Source organism: Flagellimonas eckloniae (assembly GCF_001413955.1).
GTDB lineage: Bacteria > Bacteroidota > Bacteroidia > Flavobacteriales > Flavobacteriaceae > Flagellimonas > Flagellimonas eckloniae.
On record NZ_LCTZ01000002.1, the window covers coordinates 2,102,169 to 2,119,314 of the forward strand.

Annotated in this window: 10 protein-coding genes; 4 read left to right on the top strand and 6 right to left on the bottom strand. The window is 42.2% G+C overall.

Annotated elements, in window-relative coordinates; genetic code table 11:
- Positions 1-6: 6 nt before the first annotated feature.
- The 5 genes from AAY42_RS08900 to AAY42_RS08920 form a co-directional block, all read right to left on the bottom strand.
- A complete protein-coding gene (locus AAY42_RS08900) occupies positions 7-6,681 on the bottom strand; it encodes a T9SS type B sorting domain-containing protein (protein WP_055394335.1) in 6,675 nt (2,224 codons plus the stop codon).
- A 155-nt stretch (positions 6,682-6,836) separates the two neighbouring features.
- Positions 6,837-7,718, bottom strand: coding sequence for an ACP S-malonyltransferase (fabD, locus tag AAY42_RS08905; RefSeq protein WP_055394337.1), 882 nt, complete (start codon positions 7,716-7,718; stop codon positions 6,837-6,839).
- 49 nt (positions 7,719-7,767) lie between these two features.
- Positions 7,768-8,277, bottom strand: a complete 510-nt coding sequence (locus AAY42_RS08910) for a gamma carbonic anhydrase family protein (protein ID WP_055394339.1) — start codon at positions 8,275-8,277, stop codon at positions 7,768-7,770.
- 15 nt (positions 8,278-8,292) lie between these two features.
- Complete coding sequence (locus AAY42_RS08915) at positions 8,293-9,024, bottom strand: LytR/AlgR family response regulator transcription factor (RefSeq protein WP_055394341.1); 732 nt, start codon at positions 9,022-9,024, stop codon at positions 8,293-8,295.
- Positions 9,024-11,231 (bottom strand): tetratricopeptide repeat-containing sensor histidine kinase, encoded by a 2,208-nt coding sequence (locus tag AAY42_RS08920; protein WP_055394343.1) that lies wholly within the window; start codon positions 11,229-11,231, stop codon positions 9,024-9,026. Before AAY42_RS08920 ends, AAY42_RS08915 begins: the two co-directional genes overlap by 1 nt.
- Before the next feature lie 209 nt (positions 11,232-11,440).
- On the opposite strand from AAY42_RS08920, the gene AAY42_RS08925 reads away from it, so the two are divergent.
- Complete coding sequence (locus tag AAY42_RS08925; protein WP_055394345.1) at positions 11,441-12,613, top strand: vWA domain-containing protein; 1,173 nt, start codon at positions 11,441-11,443, stop codon at positions 12,611-12,613.
- 53 nt (positions 12,614-12,666) lie between these two features.
- On the opposite strand, the gene AAY42_RS08930 is transcribed toward AAY42_RS08925, so the two are convergent.
- Positions 12,667-13,659, bottom strand: a complete 993-nt coding sequence (locus AAY42_RS08930) for a PorP/SprF family type IX secretion system membrane protein (protein ID WP_055394347.1) — start codon at positions 13,657-13,659, stop codon at positions 12,667-12,669.
- Between the two features lie 126 nt (positions 13,660-13,785).
- Between AAY42_RS08930 and AAY42_RS08935 the strand changes: the two genes are divergently transcribed.
- The 3 genes from AAY42_RS08935 (at position 13,786) to AAY42_RS08945 (ending at position 17,128) form a co-directional block, all read left to right on the top strand.
- Positions 13,786-14,682, top strand: a complete 897-nt coding sequence (locus AAY42_RS08935; RefSeq protein ID WP_055394349.1) for a NifU family protein — start codon at positions 13,786-13,788, stop codon at positions 14,680-14,682.
- A gap of 69 nt (positions 14,683-14,751) precedes the next feature.
- Positions 14,752-14,952 (top strand): dodecin family protein, encoded by a 201-nt coding sequence (locus AAY42_RS08940; RefSeq protein WP_055394351.1) that lies wholly within the window; start codon positions 14,752-14,754, stop codon positions 14,950-14,952.
- A 67-nt stretch (positions 14,953-15,019) separates the two neighbouring features.
- Positions 15,020-17,128 carry a thioredoxin domain-containing protein gene (locus AAY42_RS08945; RefSeq protein ID WP_055397819.1) on the top strand — a complete coding sequence of 703 codons (2,109 nt, stop codon included), beginning with the start codon at positions 15,020-15,022 and terminating at the stop codon, positions 17,126-17,128.
- The last annotated feature ends 18 nt before the right edge of the window (positions 17,129-17,146 follow it).

Sequence of the window (17,146 nt, forward strand, 5' to 3'; positions counted from 1 at the left end):
CTCAACTTATCTTATAATTTGAATCCAACCTTTTTCAATTTCAGAACCATCTCCGTTAAGATCCATAATATAAAAGTATGTCCCTTTTGGTAAATCACCATTGCTTCCAGTACCATCCCAAGTACTATCATAGCCTTGCATTTCAAATACGCTATTCCCATAGCGGTCAAACACTTGGAAATTATTATTTGAATACTCATTATTCGGATCGATAAACACCAAAGTATCGTTTATGCCATCCCCATTCGGTGAAAAGATATTACAAATGGTTCCAGGATCCTTGCAAGGGCTTTCACTCACTCGAATTGAAACTATATCTGTATTATTGGATTCAACCCCATCATTTGGAAATGAACTTACAATTGTAGCTGTATTTTGGAGTTCTCCTGGAACTAACACTGTAACGGTAATATCTAGAGTAATGATTTCTTCTGATGTTAATTCCGAAATTGACCAAACTCCTGTAGTTTGATCATATACCCCTTTTGAAGCCGTATGAGTAACATATTCAAATCCAGCTCCTATCAAATCATTGACAATAATATCCAAAACCCTGTCCATGGTTGTATTTTCCAAGGTAATAGTAAATGTGATATTGCTTTCCAATAAAGGCGCATCGTTATCTACCTCTTTGGTAATGGCCAAATCTATATCTTCCGGGTTGCAGGCAATCGTCAAGAAAGGATCACAACCATCCAAAGGATTGGTAGACCCATCCGGGATTGCGGTTGTACTTGGATCATCCTGCCCAAGAACTTCTTCACCATCTGTTAAACCATCACCATCGGTATCGATATCATTGGGATCTGTTCCTAAAATATTTTCCTCACTATCAGAGAGACCATCACCATCAGAGTCACTAAAACAATCACTTACTGAAATGGTAATTTGTACTGAACTATTAACACAGGGAGCCGTGGCTCCATTTGTGGTATATTCAAACACATAACTACCATCCGGTAGACCTTCAAAATCAACATTGTTATCGGAACCTATAACTAATGTTCCGTTGCTTGGGTCTGTAATTATTGCCCAGATTCCAGAATCTGCACCTGTAAGCGTAGTATCCAAATCAACAAGGGTAGGTCCTCCATTGCCTGTTACATTGCAAGCTACCGTATTGGTTGGAACCCCGGGTGAGGACTCATCATTTATTGTAGCAGCAACTTCTACTCTTTCTGAAGCACAGCCATTTGCAGTGGCTTCAACAAAAAATGAAGTTGTTTCAGTAATTGAAGGAGTATCAAAAGATTCTCCTGTCCCTAAAACAGTTCCTCCATTAGCACTATCATACCAATTTAAGGTTCCTCCGTCACTAACCGTTGCCATTAAAGTCAAAATACCTTCTCCACAGCGTGAATCCCCTGTGGCACTATCTATTGTGGGAGTCCTATTCAAGGTTATAGTTACCTCAAGAGTAGGGCTTGCGCAATTATTGGTTTCGTCGTAAAAGAAACCAAAATAAGACCCTGGTCCTGTTATCATATTACTCCTATGCGCAATAGTTTCTAACGGATCTGGATTGGTACTCCATGTGAGTACACTTCCTGCCGGAGCTGTATTGGTTACATATTCATTTAAATCTGCAGCTATTGAATCACAAAATTCAGTGGGTTCAGTGGTATCCAAGCTAGGTGCTGTGGTACCTGCATCACATGGAATTGCACAATCTATTACAGTAATGGTTAAATCAACCGTTTGATTAACACAGGGAGCTACCGCACTGGAAGTTGTATAGGTAAATACATAATCACCTAAAGGTTGCCCATTAAAATCTACATTATTTACATTGATTGTTATTGATGCTCCTCCCGGACTACTTGCCAATGACCAGTTACCTCCATCTGCGCCTGTTAATTGGTCATCCAAATCTATTATGCTAATTCCCTCCCCTGAATCATTACAGGCAGCAGTATTAGTTGGAGTTCCTGCAGAAGGTGTTACGTTTTGTATTAAGGTAACACTAAGGGTTGGACTGGCACAATCATTCAAGGCATCATAGAAAAATCCGTAATACGTACCTGCAGAACTGACCGTACTCGTTGGCAAGTAATCTGCTGTTGCATCTGTATCTGAATTGGTACTCCATCTTAAGTCTGATCCTAAAGGTATTGAGCTATTAGTATAATCATCTAAATCTTGAACAAACGCATCACAGAAAGTTGTCAAGACCAAACCATCCAGCACTGGCGCACTATTACCTGCAGCACAACTATCATCGTCACTAATTGAGGCCGAGCCTTCATTATCTGTAAAAGTAACCGATATATTTGATGGCGAGGATAATTGCACAAGAAAGGTTTCCGGAGTTTCTATAATATTGTCATTCAATAGAGAAATGGAAATTGTCTCAATTTCATTATCTGTACCATCAAAAGAAAGTGTACCGCTATCAGCTATATAATCCGACCCTGATTCAGCGGTATCATTCGAAGTGGTGTAGGCTACTGTGAAAGGGTTTGCCACTACCCCATTCAAAGTCACAGAAAATTGGGCAACCCCATCATTCTCCGCTACGTTGATATCATTAATAGATAGGGTAGCCGTATCGTTATCAGTAATTGTCACATCGGCCGAATCTTGAGTTCCAATAGCGTAACTACCTGCTTGAAGTTCAATGGTTACAATTTCATTGCTTTCCAAAAAGGCATCATCAATGGGTATAATAGGAATACCAACATTCCCAAAACCATCGCCAACCTCCACAAAAGTACCAATAGACTCATAATCGGTTCCATTTATTGCACTTCCTGTAAGCGCGAAATTGACAGTCACTGCACTTCCTGTACTGTTCAAACCTCCCAAATCAATAATAAAGAGCCCTTGTTCATTTGCAGGTGTTGTTTCTGCTGCAGCTGCATCATTGGCAGTAACGGTCACCGTAAAACTATCGTCATTGTCTATCGTATAGGTCGTGGTGGTCTGCCCACCAAGCACCGCATCGCCCGCTACAACACCGACCTGGTCCAAAGACAGGTCAATGGTCTCGTCCAGCTCGATGTCCGTGTCTCCGCTTATCAAAAGTGTCGGTATCGCTATGGTCGTCCCTGCATAGGTCCCGGCGGGAATGTTCACCACCTGGGGCGTCGTGAAGCTATAGTCGTCACCGCCCACAGCACTCCCCGTGCCCGCATCGACGACCCTGACATTGCTCGGGGAAACAACCGTGCCCGTGACAACCAGTACAGGAAGGTTGCCCCCACTGTTCTCGTCATCTGAGCCCGTCGCCTGGGAAAACTCAACCGTGGCTGAGGCAACATCGTCATTGTCTATCGTATAGGTCGTGGTGGTCTGCCCACCAAGCACCGCATCGCCCGCTACAACACCGACCTGGTCCAAAGACAGGTCAATGGTCTCGTCCAGCTCGATGTCCGTGTCTCCGCTTATCAAAAGTGTCGGTATCGCTATGGTCGTCCCTGCATAGGTCCCGGCGGGAATGTTCACCACCTGGGGCGTCGTGAAGCTATAGTCGTCACCGCCCACAGCACTCCCCGTGCCCGCATCGACGACCCTGACATTGCTCGGGGAAACAACCGTGCCCGTGACAACCAGTACAGGAAGGTTGCCCCCACTGTTCTCGTCATCTGAGCCCGTCGCCTGGGAAAACTCAACCGTGGCTGAGGCAACATCGTCATTGTCTATCGTATAGGTCGTGGTGGTCTGCCCACCAAGCACCGCATCGCCCGCTACAACACCGACCTGGTCCAAAGACAGGTCAATGGTCTCGTCCAGCTCGATGTCCGTGTCTCCGCTTATCAAAAGTGTCGGTATCGCTATGGTCGTCCCTGCATAGGTCCCGGCGGGAATGTTCACCACCTGGGGCGTCGTGAAGCTATAGTCGTCACCGCCCACAGCACTCCCCGTGCCCGCATCGACGACCCTGACATTGCTCGGGGAAACAACCGTGCCCGTGACAACCAGTACAGGAAGGTTGCCCCCACTGTTCTCGTCATCTGAGCCCGTCGCCTGGGAAAACTCAACCGTGGCTGAGGCAACATCGTCATTGTCTATCGTATAGGTCGTGGTGGTCTGCCCACCAAGCACCGCATCGCCCGCTACAACACCGACCTGGTCCAAAGACAGGTCAATGGTCTCGTCCAGCTCGATGTCCGTGTCTCCGCTTATCAAAAGTGTCGGTATCGCTATGGTCGTCCCTGCATAGGTCCCGGCGGGAATGTTCACCACCTGGGGCGTCGTGAAGCTATAGTCGTCACCGCCCACAGCACTCCCCGTGCCCGCATCGACGACCCTGACATTGCTCGGGGAAACAACCGTGCCCGTGACAACCAGTACAGGAAGGTTGCCCCCACTGTTCTCGTCATCTGAGCCCGTCGCCTGGGAAAACTCAACCGTGGCTGAGGCAACATCGTCATTGTCTATCGTATAGGTCGTGGTGGTCTGCCCACCAAGCACCGCATCGCCCGCTACAACACCGACCTGGTCCAAAGACAGGTCAATGGTCTCGTCCAGCTCGATGTCCGTGTCTCCGCTTATCAAAAGTGTCGGTATCGCTATGGTCGTCCCTGCATAGGTCCCGGCGGGAATGTTCACCACCTGGGGCGTCGTGAAGCTATAGTCGTCACCGCCCACAGCACTCCCCGTGCCCGCATCGACGACCCTGACATTGCTCGGGGAAACAACCGTGCCCGTGACAACCAGTACAGGAAGGTTGCCCCCACTGTTCTCGTCATCTGAGCCCGTCGCCTGGGAAAACTCAACCGTGGCTGAGGCAACATCGTCATTGTCTATCGTATAGGTCGTGGTGGTCTGCCCACCAAGCACCGCATCGCCCGCTACAACACCGACCTGGTCCAAAGACAGGTCAATGGTCTCGTCCAGCTCGATGTCCGTGTCTCCGCTTATCAAAAGTGTCGGTATCGCTATGGTCGTCCCTGCATAGGTCCCGGCGGGAATGTTCACCACCTGGGGCGTCGTGAAGCTATAGTCGTCACCGCCCACAGCACTCCCCGTGCCCGCATCGACGACCCTGACATTGCTCGGGGAAACAACCGTGCCCGTGACAACCAGTACAGGAAGGTTGCCCCCACTGTTCTCGTCATCTGAGCCCGTCGCCTGGGAAAACTCAACCGTGGCTGAGGCAACATCGTCATTGTCTATCGTATAGGTCGTGGTGGTCTGCCCACCAAGCACCGCATCGCCCGCTACAACACCGACCTGGTCCAAAGACAGGTCAATGGTCTCGTCCAGCTCGATGTCCGTGTCTCCGCTTATCAAAAGTGTCGGTATCGCTATGGTCGTCCCTGCATAGGTCCCGGCGGGAATGTTCACCACCTGGGGCGTCGTGAAGCTATAGTCGTCACCGCCCACAGCACTCCCCGTGCCCGCATCGACGACCCTGACATTGCTCGGGGAAACAACCGTGCCCGTGACAACCAGTACAGGAAGGTTGCCCCCACTGTTCTCGTCATCTGAGCCCGTCGCCTGGGAAAACTCAACCGTGGCTGAGGCAACATCGTCATTGTCTATCGTATAGGTCGTGGTGGTCTGCCCACCAAGCACCGCATCGCCCGCTACAACACCGACCTGGTCCAAAGACAGGTCAATGGTCTCGTCCAGCTCGATGTCCGTGTCTCCGCTTATCAAAAGTGTCGGTATCGCTATGGTCGTCCCTGCATAGGTCCCGGCGGGAATGTTCACCACCTGGGGCGTCGTGAAGCTATAGTCGTCACCGCCCACAGCACTCCCCGTGCCCGCATCGACGACCCTGACATTGCTCGGGGAAACAACCGTGCCCGTGACAACCAGTACAGGAAGGTTGCCCCCACTGTTCTCGTCATCTGAGCCCGTCGCCTGGGAAAACTCAACCGTGGCTGAGGCAACATCGTCATTGTCTATCGTATAGGTCGTGGTGGTCTGCCCACCAAGCACCGCATCGCCCGCTACAACACCGACCTGGTCCAAAGACAGGTCAATGGTCTCGTCCAGCTCGATGTCCGTGTCTCCGCTTATCAAAAGTGTCGGTATCGCTATGGTCGTCCCTGCATAGGTCCCGGCGGGAATGTTCACCACCTGGGGCGTCGTGAAGCTATAGTCGTCACCGCCCACAGCACTCCCCGTGCCCGCATCGACGACCCTGACATTGCTCGGGGAAACAACCGTGCCCGTGACAACCAGTACAGGAAGGTTGCCCCCACTGTTCTCGTCATCTGAGCCCGTCGCCTGGGAAAACTCAACCGTGGCTGAGGCAACATCGTCATTGTCTATCGTATAGGTCGTGGTGGTCTGCCCACCAAGCACCGCATCGCCCGCTACAACACCGACCTGGTCCAAAGACAGGTCAATGGTCTCGTCCAGCTCGATGTCCGTGTCTCCGCTTATCAAAAGTGTCGGTATCGCTATGGTCGTCCCTGCATAGGTCCCGGCGGGAATGTTCACCACCTGGGGCGTCGTGAAGCTATAGTCGTCACCGCCCACAGCACTCCCCGTGCCCGCATCGACGACCCTGACATTGCTCGGGGAAACAACCGTGCCCGTGACAACCAGTACAGGAAGGTTGCCCCCACTGTTCTCGTCATCTGAGCCCGTCGCCTGGGAAAACTCAACCGTGGCTTGTCCAAAACCAAGACTAAAACCAAATAGTATAAATGATATTAGAAGTATTTTCTCTTTCCCAAAATTAGAGAAAAATAAAAAAGAAGCTTTTTTAAAGAAGGATGACATCACCTATTTAATGATTTTCAGTACAGTTCACATTTTGGTTTGGTCGGTGATTTGGGAAGAATCAATATTACTAAAAAAAGGAGGAACACCACAACTTTGTGGATTAAATCTAGGTTTCTTGGGTGAAATGCCTTTTGGGTCGGAAAAATCCTTATTTAAATGACAGCGGATGCAGTTTCAGTATCAGAATTTATTTTTCTCACCAACCCTTGCAACACTTTTCCCGGACCAACTTCTACAAAGGATTTTCCTCCATCCTTAATCATCTGTTGCACACTTTGGGTCCATTTTACCGGAGCAGTCAATTGTGAAATTAAATTGTCTTTAATTTCATCAGCACTTGTTACTGCAGTAGTTGGTACATTTTGATAGATCGGGCAAACAGGAGCGCTAAAATTTGTTGCTTCAATAGCTGCTGCCAATTCTTCTCTGGCCGGTTCCATCAATGGTGAATGGAACGCCCCACCAACAGGAAGTAATAAAGCTCTCCGGGCCCCTGCTTCTTTTAGCTTTTCACAGGCATTATTTATAGCTTCCACCTCTCCTGAAATCACCAACTGTCCTGGACAATTATAATTTGCAGGGACAACAATCCCGTCTGTTTCCTCACATATTTTTTCGACCACCTCATCATCCAAACCTAAAACTGCAGCCATTGTGCTTGGTTGTAACTCACATGCCTTTTGCATGGCCAAAGCTCTCTGAGAAACCAATTTTAATCCGTCTTCAAAATTCAAAGCGCCATTGGCCACCAATGCCGATAATTCTCCCAACGAATGACCAGCAACCATATCAGGTTTAAAATTTTCCCCCATAACCTTGCTCAAAATAACTGAGTGTAAAAAAATTGCAGGCTGGGTTACCTTGGTCTGTTTTAAATCTTCTGGAGTTCCTTCGAACATGATATCAGTGATGGAAAAGCCCAATATATCATTGGCTTGTTCAAACAACTCTTGTGCATGGTTGTGATTCTCGTAAAGATCCAAGCCCATTCCTACAAATTGAGCTCCTTGCCCAGGGAAAATATATGCGTTCATTTAGTCTAGTTTTGAGGGTGCTAAAATAAGGATATTTTAAATTGCCAAGCTACTTAAACCAACTGGCATAGGTAACATAATTATTTGCTATACGATTAATTTCTCCTGAGCTTAATTCCGGACTTACATCTTTTATTTTCTTAGCCGGAACTCCAGCATAAATGCTCCCCTCTTCTACATGGGTGCCTTGCGTAAGTACTGCTCCGGCAGCAATTATGGAATTGCTCTCCACAACACAATCGTCCATAATGATACTTCCCATACCAATCAGCACATTGTCTTTCACGGTGCAGCCATGAACCAATGCATTATGGCCAATGGACACATTATTTCCAATTGTTGTAGGTGATTTTTGATAGGTGCAATGAATAACAGCTCCGTCTTGCACATTGACCTTGTTCCCCATTTTAATAAAATGTACATCCCCCCTAATTACGGCATTAAACCAAACGCTGCATTGATATCCCATGGAAACCTCTCCAACGATTGTGGCATTTTCGGCAATAAAACAGTCCTTTCCAATTTCTGGAGATTTTCCCCTTACGGATTTAAGTATCATATTCTTTAGTTGATTTTATTGAAAATAAGCTAATAATGCTGCTTTTTTTGATGCCGAAACGGATAGTTCCTTCCCATTTGAAAGTACAACACTACCCCCTTTTCCTCTTTTATATTTTACTACTTCGCCCACATTGACCAAATATGATTTATGAATCCTTGCAAAGCCATATTCGTTAAGGGCATCTTCAAAATATTTGAGTGTTTTGCTCACTACTATTTTTTTATGCTCCAGGTATATTTCCGTATAGTTGTCATCAGCTTTACAAAAGAAGATATCACCAACTTCCAAAACTTGAAAGCCATCCTGTTGTGGCAAGGTTATCTTTCCTTCTGTTTTAATTGATTTGGCTTTTAACACCTGACCATCCAAAGCATTTTCTTTCGCTTTGATTTCCTTTACATAATCCACCGCCTTTATCAACTCATCAATATTTATTGGCTTCATTAGATAATATGAGGCGTGGCTGTTCAATGCGTCCATAGCATATTGGTTATAAGCCGTTACAAAAACTGTTTCGAAAGTGCGGTCTGGAATTTTATCCAAAAGATCAAAAGCGTTGCCAAAGGGCATTTCTACATCCAAAAAAACCAAATCTGGCTGATGTTTTTGAATCAGGGTCAATCCTTCATCAATATTGGAAGCTTCTCCCAAAAGTTTGACCCCATCACAATATTTGGCTATATAATTTCTTAGTATCTCCCTACTATTTGCCTCATCTTCTACTAGTATAGTCCGTAATTCCATCAATCTTTTTTAAGCTTTAGAGATACTTTTGTTCCAGTTTGGTCTTCTTCTAAATCGGAAATGGCAACATCTACCTTGTTCTTGTACATATCATTAAGAATTTGGATACGTTTTTTAATGTTCCCCATACCTTTTGATTTTTGTTTCTTCTGATTATCCGTCTTTAATGCCGCCGACTTCTTTCTTCCGATTCCGTTATCCGCAATTGTAATTTCCAGTAGTTCTTTGTTGATTTGATTCACCTCAATTTTTAAAAACCCCTTTTCTTCTTTATAGCGGAGTCCATGCCAAATGGCATTTTCAATATAGGGTTGAAGGAGCATCGGAGGAATTTCAAAAGCTTCAATATCTATCTTTTTATCAATATTGATTTCATAATCGAACTTATCTGAAAAACGGGAATGTTCCAACTTCACATACAATTCCAAAAGTTCCAATTCTCTGGAGAGAGGTATAAAATCTTCTTCGGAATTTTCCAATACGCTTCGCATCAAAACTGAAAAATCACTCAGAAACCGATTAGCGCTCCGCTCATCACTTTTTGCAATATAATTATTGACGGAATTCAATGCGTTAAAAATAAAATGTGGATTCATCTGCGTTCGCAAGGATTTTAATGCAAGTAGGTTATTCGCCAATTTCTGTTGTTTGCTATTCCGATAGTACAAAAAGGTGGTAAGCGCCATTAATATCAACCCAAAAATCAGCGAATAAATGATCCATTTTTGCCTTTTACTTGTCTCTTCAAACAATTGTTGTTCTGTGACTGCAAGACTATACTTGCTTTGTGATAATTGGCGATCTTGTTCCAAAGTCGATATACGATTTTGCTTGCTTACGATTTCACGATTAAATCTTGCCGCTCTCGAAATTTCCTGTTCCTTTCTAACGTACAAACTATCAACTACAGCTACATATTCTTGATACGTTTCCAATGCCTTTGAAAAATCTCCTTTGTAACGGTACACTTCAGAAAGTTTTCGGGTAGCGTCTTTTTGTACCACCAGGTCATCCTCACTATCTGCCTCAACAATACTTCTTTGTAAATATGGAATAGCTTCATCCAATTTATCTTGGGCAACGTATGCATTGGCTATTTTGTAGTTGATTCGTTGTGAAGTGATGGAATCTGGACTAAGTGAACTTTTATTTTCCTCAGCAACTGTCTGCTGGGGCAATTGCAGTAACCCGCTTAAACTTTGTTTACGCAACTGGATTTCATCTTCATATCTATTCTCCTTATTATAAAAATCGGCAATCTTTTCATTTTCCTGTATTACTCTTTCTGGTGCCACTTTTTTGGAAAGATTCAATGAATTATTGTAAAATCCTTCCGCTTCTACCAAACGATTTTCCTTGGCATAGGAATCTGCAATTTTGGAATTTAAATCAATAATTTTTGGGGAAATTTGGTTTTTCTGGGCAATTTTAAGCCCAGCCTGATAAAATTCAAGCGCCTCATTTAAGTTGGATGAAGCACTATGGGCATCTCCCAAACTTTCATAGAGTTCAACTTTTTGAAAAGGAACCATATTCTTAACATCCAATAAAGGCGTAAGTATGGATTTTGCTTTTTCAAACTCCTTGTTCAATATATACGCTTTCCCCAGCAGTAATTTAGTTTTTGAAGATTCCCTATGTTCAAGCGCATCCTCAAAATTGGTGATTGCAAGATCATATTGCGAATGAAATAAGTATATTTCGCCTAATGCGGTTAAGGAAGAAGCGAATTCATTTTTATTTCCGCGCTTGCCCAATTGAGACATTGATTGAGCAATAAAGTCTATGCTCTTTTCCAAATCCGTGCTCTTGTATACGTTAGCTGAATCTATGAACCGTTGATGGTTTGAAATGCTTCTGGAGCTTATACTTTTCTCCTTCTTATTACTTCGTTTTACGGTATAACCCTCAACCAAAACATCCACATCCTCATCAGACGTTATACGATGTTTGACCGTTTCTATTTCCGGGCTTTCAAAAATGAGCATGTCCCCAATAGATGCTTTGATTCTAAATTCACCCAATCCATCGGTAATTGTATACTCTCCCCTATCAGTGGATACTTCAACTCCAGAAATTGGAATGGAATTTTCCTTTCCTTGAACCGAGCCTTTGATTTCAACCCGCGAAGACTCATTGCCTACCTGGGAAAATCCCGAGTAAAACACAATCAAAAAGAAGAATATTATGTGTTTTCCTTTTATCATTTATTCCTAAAAACTTAGGTAAACTTAATTCATCTAGAGCGTATTAAAAAATGACATTTTCGCCAAAAACCTCTAAAAACAGTATCATTTTAACACTTTACAAAATCATTTGCATTGCTCACTCATTCTAAACACCCGTTCACTCATTCCCGGTTTTTATTAAAAAAAGATGGAAATACTTTTAGCCTATCTTTTTAAAACATTAAACAATGAAACATTTAAAAAACGTATTGGGAATAACAATCTTTTCGCTAATGGTGGGTACAACGTACGCATGTAACCTTAAAAACCCAGTACAAAAAAACGCAACACTGTTAACAACCTCAACCATCAAGGAAAAACCAGCAAAACAATATGTGAAAATTGCTTTGTTGTTGGACACAAGCAACAGCATGGACGGACTTATTAACCAAGCTAAAGCACAACTATGGGATATTGTAAATGAATTTACACATGCCAAATGTGGAAACGAAGTTAGGCCTTCGCTTCAAATAGCACTTTATGAGTATGGAAACGACAATTTAGACTCTAATGAAGGCTATATTAGACAGGTAATAGGTTTTAGTGGTGACCTTGATGAAATCTCGGAAAAACTATTTTCCTTGACCACTAATGGAGGGGAAGAATATTGTGGACAGGTAATCCACACTTCTTTGAAGCAGTTGGATTGGGGTAAAAATGCAGACGACCTTAAAATGATTTTCATTGCTGGCAACGAGCCTTTTACACAAGGTAGACTTAATTATAGGGATGCCACATCCAATGCCAAGGAAAAAGATGTCATTGTAAATACTATTTTTTGTGGGAATTATGAGCAGGGGATTTCCACCAAATGGAAAAACGGAGCAACCTTGACCGGCGGAGAGTATATGGCCATTGACCATAACAGACAGGTTGTTCATATTGACACGCCTTATGATGATGTAATTATCCGACTTAACTCACAATTGAACAACACCTATATATCGTATGGTTATTTGGGAAGGGAAAAGAAAGCGCTTCAATCCGTACAAGATTCCAACGCAGCAGAATTGGAAGAGGCAGTTGTCGTAAAACGGGCAGTAAGCAAAAGCTCTAGACTCTATAAAAATTCTAAATGGGATTTGGTTGATGCCGTTGAAGATGATGAAGTCTCCATTTCTGATTTAAAGGACAAAGACCTACCCACAGAATTAAAGGGAAAATCCGAAAAAGAGATCAAGCAATATGTTGCGGACAAGAAAGTGGAGCGTGATAAAATCCAAAAACAGATTCAAGAATTGAATAAAAAGCGTGAAGCGTACATTGCCAAAAACCAGAAAGAAGAAACTGGAGAATTAGAAAATGCATTACTATCGGCCATTAAAAATCAGGCTGCCAAGAAAAATTATAAATGGGATTAAATTATTAGGCGAAATGAAAAAAAGGAGTCCATCAGAAATGATGGGCTTTTTCATTATTGAGCTGCAGGACAATAACAATCGTAACGTTTGCCATCATCACTCTGCCCAAAGTCATATCCTAAAGTAATTTGATGGAATCCTCCATTATCAAAACGAATATCCCCAGATTGGTACGAGTAGTTATATGAAAACATGAAGTTATTGACATTTACGCCAACAATTGGTGTAAACAACTGTAATCGCTGCTCCCCAAAACCACCATTGGTCTGGAATTGGGCCCCATCAAAACTTCTTCTATACGATAATCCTGCCCAAACTGTTCCAAAACTAACATCCTTGTATACCTTGGCATTTAAATCAACCGTTTTTTCTTTAGTAAAATCAGTCATTTGAAACAAAATAGAAGGTTCAATTCTGGTTCTCTTTCCAAAAACATAACCTAAGGAAAACAAGTATCTTCTTAGATTATCAAACTCCGCCAAAGTATATAAATCACGCCCACTTCCTAAAAGGTTTAACACCGCGGCATGCGCGTAGAACTCAAAAATATTATAGGACACTCCTAAATCCACATTAAAATAGCTTGTGGTGTTTTTGGTCCCTGAAACTATTGGGTCGGGTATTACGGACCTGAACTCGGTTTCGTCCAAACTACTTAAAATAGCACCTGCACTAAGACCAAAGGACAATTGATTCAAGGTTCTAAAATCCCCAGCCAACTGTAAATGGTGGGCATAGGTCGCCTTAAAACCGGTTTGAGAGTGGTATCCGTTGGAATCATTAAATAAAATAACACCCACTCCGCTTCGCTCACCTGCCCTAAAATTGGCATTTAAAGTCTGTAAACTAGGTGCTTCATCCACATTAAACCATTGCTTTCTAGCTGTAAGGCGTATTTTTCCTCCTTCACTAATACCGGCCATGGAAGGATAAACAAGGTAATAGTTGTCCGCCAGATAGTCAAAGTAAACAGGAATTCCCTCTTGAGCTTTAGAAGATAGCCCAAAAACTAGGGAGATGATTAGTAGGGTTAGACAGTGTCTCATGTAGTGATTATGGGGCTAAAGTTGATATTTAAAGGTAATCAAACATTTAGATAACGATTGAAGCCCTACATTATTATATATTTTATCACTCATGTTTACTTTGTATTTTTGCATTAAATATAAGCTATGAAAGAATTTAATATTACGGTTGTTGATACCAACAACCCCAAAATACTAAAATTTGAAGTAAACCACTTTTTGGTAAAGGGTAATTATGAGCTTAAAAATATAGACGAAGCCAAGGATTCTCCTTTGGCGCAACAACTATTTTACCTCCCTTTTATCAAAACCGTATATATCTCCGGAAACTTCATAGCTCTTGAACGGTTTGACATTGTTGAATGGGATGATGTAAAGGATGAAGTGGCCCAGCAATTGGTTGACTATTTGAATGCTGGAGAACCTATTGTTAATGAGGAAACAACCCAAAAGAAGCAACCGATTACCGTTTACGCCGAGGTTACTCCAAATCCGGCTGCCATGAAATTTGTATCTAATAAAAAGATAGTTCCGTACACTTACGAATTTAAAAATATTGATGATGCCAAAGATTCCCAATTGGCAAGGGAACTTTTCCACTTTCCGTTTGTAAAAGAGGTCTTTTTTGATGAAAACTACGTTTCTGTATCCAAATATGAAGTGGCGGATTGGAACGATATCACAATGGAGCTGCGGGAATTTATTCGTAATTTTTTGGCAGATGGAAAAGAAGTGGTTTCCCCAGAAACAGTCCAAAAAACAAAAGAAACGGTAGAACAAAGTGTCGCTGACACCAATTATGATGACACCTCCCAACAAATAATTGATATTTTGGAAGAGTACGTTAAACCTGCGGTTGCCAGCGATGGAGGAAATATCCTTTTTCAATCCTATGAAGAAGACAGCAAAACGGTCAATGTAATTTTACAAGGAGCCTGCAGCGGCTGTCCATCTTCCACATTCACCCTTAAAAACGGTATTGAAACCATGTTAAAAAACATGATGGGTGATAAAATAAATCAGGTGGTTGCGCTTAACGGTTAATTTTCAGTTTTTGAAATTTATTTTGTAGCCAATTTTTGCTAACTTGAATAAATTTAAAAATCATTAACTATGTCAGTATTAAAAGTAATCGAAGTATTAGCAAATTCAGATGAGAGTTGGGAGCAAGCAGCAAAAAATGCCCTTGAACAAGCCTCTAAATCTGTTAAAAATATTCGTTCAGTTTATATTAATGAACAAAGTGCCTCTGTAAAGGATGGTAAAATTGATGATTACAGAGTCAATGTGAAAATCACCTTTGAAGTTAAATAATCAAAAAGGGAGTACAGAAAAAAATGCGCCCTTGAAGGGCGCATTTTTTATATTCAAAACTATTTTAATGCTCAAAAGAATTACCCTTTTATCTGTATTACTCTTCCTAAACTATGGTTGCACCCAAAAATCAAAAAAAGTGGAGTACAAACACACTAATGCCCTTGTTCATGAAACCAGCCCCTATTTATTACAGCATGCCCACAATCCTGTAAACTGGGAAGCTTGGAGTCCTGAAGTTTTAGAGCGTGCAAAAAAAGAGGACAAACCACTTCTAATAAGCATAGGTTATGCCGCCTGTCATTGGTGCCATGTAATGGAAAAAGAATGTTTTGAAGACGAGGAAGTAGCCCAAATGATGAACGAAAACTTCATCAATATTAAAATTGATAGGGAAGAACGACCCGATGTAGATCAAATTTATATGGATGCCATTCAAATGATGTCAGGAAACGGTGGATGGCCTCTTAACATGGTCGCTCTCCCAGACGGAAGACCCTTTTGGGGAGCTACATATGTTCCCAAAGAAAACTGGATTAAATCCCTGAAACAACTTACGGATTTGTATAAAAACGATAAATCTAAAATTGTACAATACGCAAGTGATCTGGCAAACGGAATCAATGCCATTAATTTAGTTGAAAACAAAAAAGACTCGGGAATTTACACTCTTGATCAGTTGAACACTGCTGTAACAAATTGGTCTAAATACTTTGATGATTTTCTTGGAGGCTATAAACGTGCGCCGAAGTTCATGATGCCCAATAATTGGGATTTTTTACTTCACTACGCCACCGCTAGTTCTAATCCAGAAATAATGGATTATGTAAATACTACACTCACACGTATGGCCTATGGTGGAATTTATGACCATGTTGGTGGAGGCTTTTCCAGATATGCCGTTGACACTAAATGGCATGTACCCCACTTTGAAAAAATGCTTTACGATAACGGCCAACTTGTGAGTTTATATGCCAAGGCCTACGCCGTTACAAAAAACAACCTATATAAAGATGTTGTGGAACAAACAATTGGTTTTGTTGAAGAAGAGCTGCTTGATGAAAAAGGAGGCTTTTATTCTTCGTTGGATGCAGATAGTTTGGACGAACATGGTGAATTGGAGGAAGGGGCATATTACGTCTGGACAAAGGAAGAGTTGGCCAATTTACTTGGTGATGATTATAAAATCTTTGCGGATTATTACAATATTAATTCCTATGGGCTTTGGGAAAAAGAAAATTATGTTTTGATTCGGGATAAGACAGATGATGAGATTGCAAAAAAGCACGATGTCACTATTGCCATCCTTAAGGAAAAATTAAAAAATTCGCTGAACACCTTAAAAGAAAAAAAGACAGAGCGTTCCAAACCCAGATTAGATGATAAGATTCTTACATCTTGGAACGGATTAATGTTAAAAGGTCTGGTAGACGCCTATAGATATTTAGGGAATGGAGCTTATCTTACCTTGGCACTGAAAAATGCCAGTTTTATTGATAAAGAAATGATTAAAGAGGATCACTCCCTTTACCGAAACCACAAAGAAGGAAACAGCACTATAAATGCGTTTTTAGAGGATTATGCCTCCACAATTGAAGCTTTTCTTGCCCTTTACGAGGTTACTTTTGATGAAACGTGGTTGAATCACTCCAAAAAAATGTTGGACTACACCAAACTGCATTTTTTAGACAAGGAATCAGGGATGTTCTTTTTTACTTCGGATGAAGATGATTCGTTAATTAGAAGAAGCATTGAAACCAGCGATAATGTAATTTCAGCTTCAAACTCCATTATGGCTAAAAACCTATTGAAGTTCCACAAACTCTTTCCTCAAGAGGATTACGGGGAAATTGCGAAGCAAATGCTTAAAAATGTCCAAGATAATTTTGATGAAAGTGCACAGGGATATGCCAATTGGATGCATTTGGTTTTATATGAAAATGAAAACTTTTATGAGATAGCCGTCGTTGGCAAAAATCATAAAGATCTGGGGAAAGAAATTAGTAGTAACTATTTACCAAACAGTATTTTGGTAGGCTCAGAAAAAGAAGGAAGCATCGACCTATTGAAAAATAGGTATAATGAAGGACAAACCCTTATTTATGTTTGTATTGAAGGAGCCTGTAAGCTGCCTGTCACTTCCAGTGAAGAAGTTTTAGAACAATTAAAAGATTAATAAAAGCTTAAAATCAAT

What these genes read in the sequence shown, in the direction of transcription:
- AAY42_RS08900 (WP_055394335.1), bottom strand. Translation starts at nt 6,681, where the DNA reads ATGTCATCCTTCTTTAAAAAAGCTTCTTTTTTATTTTTCTCTAATTTT.
- fabD (WP_055394337.1), bottom strand. Translation starts at nt 7,718, where the DNA reads ATGAACGCATATATTTTCCCTGGGCAAGGAGCTCAATTTGTAGGAATG.
- AAY42_RS08910 (WP_055394339.1), bottom strand. Translation starts at nt 8,277, where the DNA reads ATGATACTTAAATCCGTAAGGGGAAAATCTCCAGAAATTGGAAAGGAC.
- AAY42_RS08915 (WP_055394341.1), bottom strand. Translation starts at nt 9,024, where the DNA reads ATGGAATTACGGACTATACTAGTAGAAGATGAGGCAAATAGTAGGGAG.
- AAY42_RS08920 (WP_055394343.1), bottom strand. Translation starts at nt 11,231, where the DNA reads ATGATAAAAGGAAAACACATAATATTCTTCTTTTTGATTGTGTTTTAC.
- AAY42_RS08925 (WP_055394345.1), top strand. Translation starts at nt 11,441, where the DNA reads ATGAAACATTTAAAAAACGTATTGGGAATAACAATCTTTTCGCTAATG.
- AAY42_RS08930 (WP_055394347.1), bottom strand. Translation starts at nt 13,659, where the DNA reads ATGAGACACTGTCTAACCCTACTAATCATCTCCCTAGTTTTTGGGCTA.
- AAY42_RS08935 (WP_055394349.1), top strand. Translation starts at nt 13,786, where the DNA reads ATGAAAGAATTTAATATTACGGTTGTTGATACCAACAACCCCAAAATA.
- AAY42_RS08940 (WP_055394351.1), top strand. Translation starts at nt 14,752, where the DNA reads ATGTCAGTATTAAAAGTAATCGAAGTATTAGCAAATTCAGATGAGAGT.
- AAY42_RS08945 (WP_055397819.1), top strand. Translation starts at nt 15,020, where the DNA reads ATGCTCAAAAGAATTACCCTTTTATCTGTATTACTCTTCCTAAACTAT.